We start from the raw sequence: 8,466 nt of genomic DNA on the forward strand, positions 1-8,466 counted from the left end.
GGGGATAGCCCTCTTCCAGGGTGATGCCTTCTTTTTTCAGGCTGAGTTCGTGCCAGGTGCTGCCGTTGATCTGGACCGGCTCGGTGAGGAAATGGCCCAGGGTCAGCTCCAGCACCATGTTGCCGGGCGAGCTTTGCAGCAGGCGCACTTCGTTCTGGTAACCGCTGACGGTCACCTGTTCCCCGTTAAGCGCCACAAACAGCGCCATAACGAGGCTAATGAGCAAAAACAATCGTTTCATCGATTCCTCCATTGATGGATCTAGCAAATTATATGGTTGGATGCCGAAGCGCGAGCTTCCACGTCCATGTTTTCTCTTGCAAAAAAAACAAAATATTGAAGCTTCAATTCTCTGTCAATATAAATTATCATTCCTTCTCTCAAGCGTTTATGAATGGGGAAGGCGGGGCCGCGAGGGTGCCGCCTTCCCGGTTTCAAGCTATTTCATCAGCATCATTTTCAGGGTCTTGTGGTAGTCCGGGGTTTCCATGCGATACATGTAGATGCCGCTGGAAACGCTCCTGCCGCTGTCATCCTTGCCGTTCCAGATGATCCTGTGATCTCCGGCAGGGAGGTCCTTGTTCACCAGGTTGCGGACCATCTGGCCTTTGACGTTGTAGATTTTGAGGCTAACCGGTCCGGATCCTTTGGTGGAGAAACGGATGGCCGTCTCAGGATTGAAGGGGTTGGGATAGTTGCCCTTCAGTTCGGTGATCGCGGGGATGCCAGGATCGTCGTTGGACAGGCTTCCCTGCACATGGACCGGGATGATGATGGCTGGATCGATCGGATCGTTCGAGGTGATGATGACCTCGAGCTCCAGATTCACCGTGGGGTCCGGTGCCACGTAGGTGAGGGTGTAGGTCCTGCTTTGTCCGGCGGGGATGCTGTAGTTATGGTCATTGTTGAGCGGAACGCCATTGTAGGCAAGTCCAAAGTTCAAAGGCACCGAGACCATGCCGCTGAGCTCGACGCTGCCGAGGTTGCGCACCATGAAGTCCGCGGAATAGCTTTGGTTGGGCAACACGCCCGTGAAGCTGATCTCATCGGTTGGAACATAGATCATGGCGATGTTTCCGCTGCCGGACATCGGGAAGATGATGTCGTCGATCCAGGCGCAGTCACTGCCTGAACTCACGGAAACGTCTTTGGAATATACCCATTTAAAGGTCCTGAGGCCGGCGGAAACGGGATAGCTGAACTGAGCCCAGGCCTGATTTCCGCTCCAGGCGCCCATTTCAGTGCTATCGATGCTGAAGCGCAGGAAATCGTAATTCGCTTCTGAGGATACTTTTCTCCAGAAGCTGATATTGCCGTCCGCGCCAACGTTCAAGGTCAGGGAAAGCTCGGTGGAGGCATTGTGCGTGATCAGTCCGGATTTAGCGCCGTAGTTTCCGGAGGAGGCATTGTCCGTGCCGCTCACGACCGCCCAGGGCACCGGGCTGTTGTTCTGCCAGGGGAAACTGGAGAAGTCGCCGGTTTCGAAGTTCTCGCCGATGATGCCGATCGGCAGCAGGATGCAGTGGTTGATATTCTGCAGGCCGGCGCTGACGGCGATGCCCACGGGGATCACCGCTCCATCTTCCAGGTCCGGGCTGAGAGTGACTGTGAAATTGATGGGGACCGTAACGCCCATGCCGATCGCGGGAAGCATGAAATGGGTGTTGTTCACGCTCACGAGGGGATTGTTGACCACGACATCCAGGGTTCCGCTGTCCGCGGGCATGTGTCCGCTGTTGGTGATGTCCACCGTCACGGAAACGGTCTCGCCGGGTTCCAGGAACCCATTGCCGTTGCTGTCAAAGAGGGTTACATTGCCGAATTGCAGGTCGGGCGCGTTGACCACGATGCTGCGGGTGGAGGTCCACACATTGTTGCCGTCGCTAACGCTGAAATCGAAGCTAACCAAGAGTTGGTCGGGGATCGAAGGGCTGATGAACACGCTGAACAGGTCGTTGAGCGTAACATTGCTTCCGGCCGGGATATCCGGCAGGTTTTCTACGCTGTTCAGAAGCGTGACGTACTCGCAGGCGGTGCTGAGGGTCACGGTCAGGTTGCTGGCCGTTTCGATGCCCACGTTGTTGAAGGTCAGGCCCATGCTAATGGTCTCGCCGGCTTCGGCGATGCCGTTGGAATTGGGGTCGATCACGGTGATGGGGCTAACCGTCACATATGGCCCCACGTTCGGGACCACCTGCACGTTGGCGATCAGGGGACGGCGCAGGGACCGCGTCATCACGATCTGGGCGGTGCCGGGTTCATCGAAGGGAATGTAGTTCAAGGTAAGGTTGCCGTTCTCGTCTGCCAGGCCAACGCCGTGGAGGACGTTGTTCATGGAGATCGCCACATAGCTGTAGGGATCGGCGATGATATCCAGCGAACCGAGGCCCATAAACATAGTGTCCGGAGCCTGAAAGCTGTTCTGGGCGGGAATTCCCAGGTAGGGGATGAGGCTGGGGTCGCCCATGATCGAATATATTTCCCAGTAATAGTTGATCCGGCTGCTGTTGGACTGGACCACTGCCATGTTACCCATGAACGTGGCGGCGCCGACGTTCGTGCCCCAGTCGGCGAAGGGTTCGTTATGGTCATGGAACATGGCGTCATAAGCCCCGGTGCGGCCAGGCACGAAAGGCGATCCGGTTCCCACCACAGGCGGTTTCCAGCCCACGCCCCACCAATAGTCTTCGTCCCAGTAGGTGCTGTTCGTTCCGCCGATATAGCTGACTGCGCCTTTGTCGACGGCGCGTAGCCAGGCTTCGCCGAAGCAGACACCGGTGTTGAAAGCGTTGGTGAGGCAGCAATTGCCCACCACGACAGGATATTCGTTGGTGTTCTGAAGGCTGTTGATGTTGGCGATGGTAAAGGTGGGATCTGCCCAACTGGTCTGGCTGCCGTGGGCAGTGTAGTTCACATACCCGACTCCCGCGGAAACGTCGGCGACGATCTGGGCGTCTGAAGATCCGGAGGCAGGGTACAGATAGGTGTGCGAAGTGATGCCGTGGGCGGGGTTGAAATAGTTGTTGGTGCCATAGTTGATCTGGCCGTTGGCGTGGGTCTGGGCATAATAGCCGTCCACTCCCGCGATCATCACGACTTCGCTCAGATAGGCGTCGCTGGGCATGGTGTACATCTCGTGCATGAGGGTCTTGTTGACCTGGTTGGTGACCTCGGCCTCCGTGGTGGCGGAGAATCTGCCGAAGTACATTTCAGGGACGAAATCCGTTCCCTGCAGGCGAACGTAGGTCAAGTCGGTCACGTGGCTGCCTGTGGTTCCAGTGTTTGCGGGAACCTGGGCCACGTCACCCACGATAAGGAGGTAGGAGGGGGCGGGGTTTTCCGTGGTGGCGGCATCCCAAAGGCCCTGCAGATAGGCCTTGATCTGGTTGGCGGAGGTGCCGGTCTGGGTGGTGGTGGCCACGATCACGTTGAAGCCCTCCCGCGTTTTCCAGTCCACGAAAGGCTGCAAGGCGTTCACGAAGTTCGGGGGGGTGATGATCACATAGCTCATCGGATAGCGGTTCAGTGTAACGCGGCTGTCTTCAGGATTGAGCAGGAGGCTTCTCAACGTGCCCTCAAAGGCCGGGGAAAATGTCCTCGCCCGCAGTTCCTGGGTGGCGGCGTGGTTGGCACCGATAAAGCGGACTTCCACTTCCGCGCTGTAGATCACCTCGATCTCGCCGCTGGCGGGATTGTATCTGATGGGCTCGAAATCAAGTGCGAACAGGCGATAACCACGCATGTGGCCGATTTCTTCCGCCCGGATGGAGGATTCCCTGGTCCAGGCGCCGCCATTATAGAATTCACGGTCGACCACGAAGGGCACTGTGCTGGGATCTGTGCTTTTGGAGATCGATTCCTGCCTTGGGATCAGCGGATAATAAACTCCCGCCTCCCGCAGGCTGATCGTCTTGCGCAGTACGGTCGTGAAGCTTGGCACCACCTGGGCGTCCTCAGGTACGCTGATGATCTGCCGCATCAAGGGCAGTTTGGGCAGGCCAGTGGCGTTGGTGCTGGCGTAGTGGGCTATCCAGAGGTCAACAAAGGTCCCTTCCGGGGTCTGGACCTCCTGGAAATCCAGTTTATCGATGCCGTAGCGGAGGCTCAAGCCGTCCGTACCGCTTCGGGTTAGTTCAACTGTGGTGGGGGCGTTTCCCAGTTTTATGGATCCCTGGGCGCCGGCGAGCAATGCCACCAGGCCGAGGATCGCGAGCATGACGAAATACTTCTTCATGTCCTCTCCTTATTCTCTATCAGTTTTTAGCTTTAGTTATTACTTTGTATATCCTTATATGCAATTTCAGTGCCAAAACTTGTAAAACATCAGCAGGGAGCGGAGAATTGGGAGAGCGGCGAAACGCGAAAACCGCGGAAAGACCAGAAAAACGGACAAGTCATATGAAAGGGGATCCCGGTGGTCACGAACGATCCACCAAATCACTTGTCGCTATTGGATCCTCGGGAACCTCCATTCATCCATTCTGCTCCCGGGTGGTTCCAGCTCCAGCTTTAGTTTCAGGCGTGTTAAAAATATATGTTCAAATAAACATTGACAGATATCAGCCCTTTAAATCATGGTGACTGAAATCAGGGATCTATACATTCCATGAGCATCTTCCTTAGTACTGGGACTGCCTCAAACCCGAATGTCAGATGTCCTAGAACATAAGGAGAACGCCATGCCAGATAAAAAAATGGTTTGCAAAGACTGCTCGGCGGAATTCTTGTTCACCGAAGGCGAACAGGAATTTTACAAAGAGAAGGGCTTCACCAACGAGCCCACCCGCTGCCCCGATTGCCGCAAGGCAAAGAAGTCGCAGTACGGCCGCGGCAGAAACGACCGCTCCTATTAATTAGCAGCAGTCTCGTTTGAAGCACCGCCACCCCCAACGGGGTGGCGGTTTTCTATGGCGCGAGGGTTTTCCGCCCTGATTGAAATCGTTCGAAGCTTATCCTACCGGCATTTTGCCCCTTTTTTCGGAATGCCGGTTTCCTGGGGTTCCCGCTTGTGGGGCTTGTGCTTACTCTCGTATACGGGGTTTCTGTTAAGTTTGCGGAGGACGGAATTCTCTGGCAATTGTGTTTCCCCTTTCCGGGCCGGGTCGCTCTTCACGCCTGACGCTTAACGCATAACGCGCGAAGCAGGATGGCGCAGCTGGGATCGCGGACGTCCCAACTGGCGAAGCTCCACTGGAGCTTGTTGCTGAACAGATCAATCCGGCCTTGCTATGAACAATCCCGCTTTTACAAAACACTGCGGGCTCTCTGCCCCTGTGAATGACGGCAGTACCAGGTTTCACCAGTGAAACCATGCCCCCAACAATCACTTTTTCAGCATCAGCCACATGAAGAAGGGGCAACCGATCGCGGCAGTCACAACACCCACCGGAAGCTCGATGGCGGCGATGTTTTTGGCGATCAGGTCGCAGGCCAGCAGAAAGATGCCGCCCGTGGCCAAGGAATAGAGATAGACCCGTTTTTGCCCGGAGGGGATGAAAAACCTCACCACGTGGGGGATGATCAATCCAACGAAACCAATGATCCCGGCATAGGAAACCGTGATGCCAATCAACACTGAGGTGAGGATGAAGATCTCCTTGCGCACCCGGGACACGTTTATCCCCACGCTGCCGGCGTATACGTCACCCCCGCTCATGATGTCCAAAGCGGTGGAGCGGAAATACAATCTAAGCAATATGGCCGCCGAAACCACCGTCAAACCGAGAAACACGCGCCATTCTGCATGGGTGAAGACCCGCCCCAGGTTGCCCATCAGGGTGCCCAGGATGATCATCGTATCTTTCTGGAACAGGTACATAATCAGCGAGATCCCCGCCGCGAAAAACATCCCGGCGATCACTCCGGAGATCAGCAGCCGGCTGCGATCGAAACTGCCCTTTTTCTGCGCCAGCTTCCACACCACCAAAAGCGTCACACCCGCTCCGATGAAGCCTCCGAGGGGCATCAACAGTGTCAGGCCGAGCACTCCGAAAAGGATGGAGCCGAACGCCGAACCGGAGGAGATTCCCAATATATACGGTTCCGCGAGCGGATTGGCCAGCATCATTTGGTAGACCGAACCGATCCCGGCCAGGCTTATCCCGGCAATGAGGGTCAGCAGCACGCGGGGCAAACGCAACTGCCAGATGATATTATGGTCAGATGTGCCGCTGAACAGGGCGGTCCCAATAACCAGCAGTCCCAGCAGGATCAGGAGCAGAGGAAAGAGTTTCACAGGCTTCACTTTGAGTGCCTCACTGCCACATGATCTCCTGCAGTTTCCGCATCCCCAGGATGGAGCGCGGAGTTGCCTGCAAGATCCAGTCCGGATCGATGTCTGCCTCGAAGTAGATCCGCTTGTCCCGGATGGCGGGAATATCCTGCCAGCCTTTGCGGGCCAGGATATTGGCCAGCGTGTCCTGGGAATAGCAGATCATGATGTCGGGCTTGGCGGCAACCACGTCTTCCGCGTCGACCCTGGCATAATCACGCTCCAGCCTGCTGAAAATGTTGTCCCCGCCCGAGGTTTCGACCAATTCGCCTACGAATGACCCGTCCGCAACGCTCATCAACGGATCGCGATAGATCTCCACATACACTCTGGGCCGATTTTTCCCCACCGCCAGAGCCCGGATCTCCCGGATGGCCGTTTCGAGGCTGTCCGCCAATATCCGCGCTTCTTCCTGTTTTCCGATCAAAGCCCCGATTTTGATCACCGAGCGGGGCAGGTCGGCCAGGCTTTGCGGATAGATCTGCTGAACCGGGAGCTTCAGTTTGCGCAGTTCCTGGGTCAGGGCCTCCTGTTCCAGGGCTGAAGTGAAGATCAGGTCTGGTTTGAGGGCGAGAATGGCCTCTCTCTTCACCGCGCCGAAATTCCCCACCTTCGGTTTTTGCGCCAGTTCAGGCGGAAAGTCGCATTCCTCGGTTATTCCCACCACTTCATCAGCGGCCCCGAGCGCGGCTATGATCTCCGCCACTTCGGGAGAAAGGACCACGATCCGCATACCGGGGCCCGATTTGGGGCCCTCCGCGCAGGAAAGCAGGCCTGATAACAAGATCAGGCCCAACGCCAATAAACTTGTGCTTCGCAATGTTTTCACGGCAAAATGTCCAGTTGGACCAGATTCAGGTCGCCGATCCGGTCCAGTTCCTGCTTCAATTCCCGCACATCCCGGTTGTGGAGCCTGATGCAGCCCGGCGAAATGTGCTGGCCTATCGAAGCTGGCGCGTTGGTTCCATGGATGCCGATCCCGGTCCAGTGTCTGCCGCTGAAACTTAAGTTTCTGCGCACATCCACCGAGAAATACCAGGGCCCATAGACGTCTTTGAACTCGCCGGATTTGTCCGGCGGAACGTAGATCCAATCAGTGGAATCAAATACCCGCTTGAGGCGAAAATGGCCTTCCGGCGTGGCGAAATCCTCATTTCCGTCTTTATCCTCCCGGTTTTTACCCGTGGCCACGGGATACAGCTTAACGAGGATGCCGTCCTTATAGAGGCAAAGCAGGTTCTGGTTCTTGCGGATGATGATGTAGTAGCCCGAAGTGATGTTGCGGGGACCGCGCTCCAGCCAGGCCAGATCAAGGTCGGTTTGGTCCGGAAGCACGTGGACGACCTGCCCAAAAATGAACAGGCTGTCCGCCACGAAAGTCTCCTCCCGGCCTTCCATTCCGAGGCTCTGGGCCTGGATATGGCAGATCGCAAACGAGAGCATTATGAACGTTGCCAAGGTCCTGACGCTGGCCTGTGTCCTCAATTCTCACCTCTTCTTCAATAATTGCGGGCCGCCAGGAGTGCAAGCGCGTCCCTAAATGCAAGACTAAGCGCTCAACCTATTTGTCAACTGCTTTTTTCTGCGCGTCCCGGCCACCCCTCTGCCGCCGATTCGCGTCCCGCCTCGCTCAACTCGTCTTCTGCAAATTTCCGTCCCCCATGGCTCCCCTTATCATTACGGTGTCAATACGGACTCATTACGGACAAAGTCCGTAGTGAGTCCGTATTGACACCGTAATGATAAGGAGAGCGAAAAGGCAACTATCTGTCTGGCAGAAAGAAAGGCTTGCAGGAAGAATGATGTTATCAACATGGATTGTAAGCCATTCAAATGAAGGATATAAATACGCCAAAATAGTGATTCGTGTTTGACAACTGCCGCCAACAATGATTCCATTGCCTACGCCTCAGATCCGATTTCCCAACCCGCCGCGGGGGTTGTCAGCTAAATGGCCCCATCGACTTTCCCCTGCGACGGATAAATCTTGACAATATCCCGAAGCCGCCCGATAGGGTAAAAAAAAGTTTTCGCGGGGAGGAGGCTTGATCTCGCAGAAATCTCTGGACAGCGTCACGCTGATCATAGTGCTTGTGCTGTTGCTGGTGTTCACAATGGGCACCATGCAACTGATCGTGGGTGGATCGGCTTTCTTTCACCTTTCCAACTGGATGCTGAAGGTCGTGAATTTGATT

At 55.8% G+C, this 8,466-nt stretch carries 6 protein-coding genes; 1 reads left to right on the forward strand and 5 read right to left on the reverse strand.

Annotation, left to right across the window (positions count from 1 at the left end; genetic code table 11):
• Both K0B87_08600 and K0B87_08605 read right to left on the reverse strand, forming a co-directional pair.
• Window positions 1–241: hypothetical protein (locus K0B87_08600; protein ID MBW6514797.1), on the reverse strand; the 241-nt coding region annotated here is incomplete at its 3' end.
• A gap of 198 nt (window positions 242–439) precedes the next feature.
• Complete coding sequence (locus K0B87_08605; protein ID MBW6514798.1) at window positions 440–4,234, reverse strand: T9SS type A sorting domain-containing protein; 3,795 nt, start codon at window positions 4,232–4,234, stop codon at window positions 440–442.
• A gap of 445 nt (window positions 4,235–4,679) precedes the next feature.
• On the opposite strand from K0B87_08605, the gene K0B87_08610 reads away from it, so the two are divergent.
• Window positions 4,680–4,853: a zinc-ribbon domain-containing protein gene (locus tag K0B87_08610; protein MBW6514799.1), complete on the forward strand. Its 174-nt coding sequence runs from the start codon at window positions 4,680–4,682 to the stop codon at window positions 4,851–4,853.
• Window positions 4,854–5,323: 470 nt separating this feature from the next.
• Here K0B87_08610 and K0B87_08615 read toward each other — a convergent pair whose 3' ends face one another.
• From K0B87_08615 to K0B87_08625, 3 genes are read right to left on the reverse strand one after another with little or no spacing between them, the layout of a single operon-like run.
• Complete coding sequence (locus tag K0B87_08615; protein MBW6514800.1) at window positions 5,324–6,244, reverse strand: iron ABC transporter permease; 921 nt, start codon at window positions 6,242–6,244, stop codon at window positions 5,324–5,326.
• A 10-nt stretch (window positions 6,245–6,254) separates the two neighbouring features.
• Complete coding sequence (locus K0B87_08620; protein MBW6514801.1) at window positions 6,255–7,100, reverse strand: cobalamin-binding protein; 846 nt, start codon at window positions 7,098–7,100, stop codon at window positions 6,255–6,257.
• Window positions 7,097–7,714, reverse strand: a complete 618-nt coding sequence (locus K0B87_08625) for a L,D-transpeptidase (GenBank protein ID MBW6514802.1) — start codon at window positions 7,712–7,714, stop codon at window positions 7,097–7,099. The genes K0B87_08620 and K0B87_08625 overlap by 4 nt, the downstream gene beginning before the upstream one ends.
• Window positions 7,715–8,466 lie beyond the last annotated feature (752 nt).

Source organism: Candidatus Syntrophosphaera sp. (assembly GCA_019429425.1).
Classification (GTDB): Bacteria; Cloacimonadota; Cloacimonadia; order Cloacimonadales; family Cloacimonadaceae; genus Syntrophosphaera.

Bases quoted from the DNA above. Each gene is read 5' to 3' on its own strand.
- K0B87_08605 (MBW6514798.1), bottom strand. From the start codon at position 4,234: ATGAAGAAGTATTTCGTCATGCTCGCGATCCTCGGCCTGGTGGCATTG.
- K0B87_08610 (MBW6514799.1), top strand. From the start codon at position 4,680: ATGCCAGATAAAAAAATGGTTTGCAAAGACTGCTCGGCGGAATTCTTG.
- K0B87_08625 (MBW6514802.1), bottom strand. From the start codon at position 7,714: ATGCTCTCGTTTGCGATCTGCCATATCCAGGCCCAGAGCCTCGGAATG.